The 2,888-nt window shown below is 31.0% G+C and carries 3 protein-coding genes; 1 reads left to right on the top strand and 2 read right to left on the bottom strand.

All coding sequences use genetic code 11. The annotated features are described in order from the left end of the window. Positions 1-401 precede the first annotated feature (401 nt). Positions 402-1,043, top strand: coding sequence for a transcriptional repressor LexA (lexA, locus tag ACRC03_RS17855; RefSeq protein ID WP_438653957.1), 642 nt, complete (start codon positions 402-404; stop codon positions 1,041-1,043). Between the two features lie 90 nt (positions 1,044-1,133). On the opposite strand, the gene ACRC03_RS17860 is transcribed toward lexA, so the two are convergent. Next, entirely contained in the window at positions 1,134-1,844 is a 711-nt protein-coding gene (locus tag ACRC03_RS17860; protein WP_438653958.1) for an ATP-binding protein, read from the bottom strand. Then, positions 1,804-2,799, bottom strand: coding sequence for a DnaD domain protein (locus ACRC03_RS17865; RefSeq protein WP_438653959.1), 996 nt, complete (start codon positions 2,797-2,799; stop codon positions 1,804-1,806). The genes ACRC03_RS17860 and ACRC03_RS17865 overlap by 41 nt, the downstream gene beginning before the upstream one ends. Positions 2,800-2,888: the final 89 nt, after the last annotated feature.

A 2,888-nucleotide genomic window follows, 5' to 3' on the forward strand; every position in this document is an offset into this window, starting at 1 on the left:
AATTCTTCCCTAATCTTTCTATTCCTAATTGGTTTAATAAGGTTGCCCTCATTTGGAATGTACAAAGTACTCCCCCCAGCTAGCTTTACCAAGTCTTTAAAACTATCAATACCAATAACCTCAACAATATCTCTAACACTATCAGGTAAATCATCTTCTGTTAAAAACTCTAACATAAACCCACCTCACACTTAATTTTATAATAAATATTTTTAGAACCTGGTACAAGAACATAAGTTTACTTTTATACGTATACTCCTCTATTTATACACATTTAACTCCATACCCATTGATATAACACAACTATTTTTTTATTTTATTTACGAACATCTGTTTATTTTTCTTTTAAAGTCTGTTACAATACTTATATATCTATCTAATACATACTAATGGGGGCAATTATGGAAATGAGATTAAGTAAAAGTCAATTAAGGGTATTAAATTTTGTAAAGGAACAAATTGAGTTAAATGGTTTTCCACCTAGCGTAAGGGAAATCTGTGATGGTATCGGTTTAAAATCTCCATCTACAGTTCATACTCACCTAAAATCACTTGAAATTAAAGGTTATATAAAAAAGAATCCTACACAACCTAGAGCTTTAGCTATTTTAAGAGTTCCACGTTGTATTAATTCAAATTTGGAAGAATATGTAGATACTGCTATGGCAAATACAACAACTCTACCTGGTGTTAAAACTGATGATTTAAACGGATTTTTTCATCCTGTATTAGTCAGTAATCCTTATATTTCTATCTTCAAATATAAGGGCCAAAGTATAGATTGGGCTAACATATCTACTGATGATTATGTTTTTGTTGATACTTCAAGAAATTTTTTCAATAATGATTTAGTTTTAGCTGTTGTTAATGGTGAATATTCTACTATTAAGAAGTATTTTAATGAGGGTAATACAATTAAGCTTACTTGTGATAAAGATAGTGAGGAGTATATTTTAGCTAACCCTGAAAATGTTACTATTCATGGAGTTGTAATGGGATCATTCAAAAACTTCGATTCTAAGCCTTCTTATGCATATGTTTAATTTTAATACTAAAGCTATAGGTTATTTAAAGACCTATAGCTTTTTGATGTGTAATTAATGATACCTTGTCTAAATATTAGAATACCAATCTTATACATACATTCTATAATTCAACCTCTTTCCCTTAACCTCAACATACCTACACATCTCATAAAGCCTACTACCAATAGCTTCATCAATCTTAATAACCCCATCAACACCAATCTCACAACTAACAATCACAGGCAACCTGTTAAAATACCTAAAATTCAAAAGTTCAAAAACTATATTAATATCACTCTCCGTAACCTTACCCTTAAACAAATCATCAATCACCAAAACCCTAGCACCCTTGTACCTTCCCATAACCCTGTGATAATAAACCTCGTCCATAATATTTTGCTTTAACCTAGTAATAACTTCCCTGTAACTCATATAAACTACTCCAACACCATTATCCATAAGCTCATTGGCAATAGCTAGAGAAAGATGGGTCTTTCCAGACCCAACTTGCCCCATAAACATTATAGAGTTACACCTTTCTTTCTCAATAGCTTTAAAGTTCTTCCCATACAAATAAGCTTCTTTATAAGCATTAGAAATCTGCTTATCCCTGCCGTAATTAAAATTATCAAACCTCTTCTTCCTAAACTCCTCACTAATCCCGCTTTTTAATAAAATCTCCTCAGCCAACCTAACTTCCCTACACTCACAAGGAATAGCTTCATTACCAACTATAACAAAAGTCATATCACTACATTTAGCACATCGATACTCCTCTTTAGCTGTCTTCTCCTCTAATAATTCTTCTGATTTCTTCAAGTTGCTCTTGGCTTGGAGCTCTGTATATAAAGTCATCATTCTCGTCTTCATACTCTCTGGCATATTTAGGTTTTCTATAGTTTTCACAGTTTCCATTATCCCTATCTCCTCTTAACTTTCTCTCTATCTCAAACTTCTTTAAGTCTTCTAAGGTAGTTATTCCATTTTCATCCCATTTTTTAAGTATGCCTTTTATATAAGCAGGCACTTTTTTATTTCTTTCTACAGCTATTTCTAAAGCTCTTTCAAATAATCCAGTTTCTACAGTTTCACAAACTTCAAATAACCACTCACCTATATTACCCTCTATAGCTCCTATTTTACTTTCATACAAGTTTCTTATTTTTTCAAATTTATTAGTTTTATATAATATCAAAGTGGGCACCTCTTTTTCTTCTTCTTTTTGTTTTTCTTTTTCTTTTTGTTTTTGTTTTTCTTTTTCCCCATACCCATGCTCTAACTTATTTTCTACTTTAGCTATGGGTATAGATACACTATCCATAGGGATACTTTCATCTGTAGTATGGGTATCCATAGGGGTAGTTGTATTTATATTTAAAGAATCTAATGTGTATCCATACCTATAACACTCTTTTAAGAATAAATTTATAAGTTCCATACTCTTAACATTAGAAAGTTCTTTTTCCACACATTTTTTAACCTTTGGACTTACTACCTTATTATGCTTTAACCAATTTTTAATAAAAATCTCCTTACTATCTTCACTATAAACAATTTTTCCATACTCCTCAAACCTAGCAAGAAGCTTTTCTACAGTCTCTCTGTTGTACCCTGTTTCAGTTTCAATTATCCTTTTTGGAAGCTCATAAATACCACACTGAGTAGTTTTACTATTAGTCATAAGGTAAATATAAAAATACTTCTCCTCCGGTGTTAAATCCAAAACAAACCCATCTTGCCAATAATCTATATGAATATGTCTATAAACAGCCATAAATATTCCTCCTATTTTTTATCTTTTTATTGATCTTCACCTAAGTTAAACCTATGTTATTTATAGTGACTAGGAATCGTACAAAACTA

It is taken from the genome of Romboutsia sp. (assembly GCF_051659545.1).
Lineage (GTDB): Bacteria > Bacillota > Clostridia > Peptostreptococcales > Peptostreptococcaceae > JBOFOR01.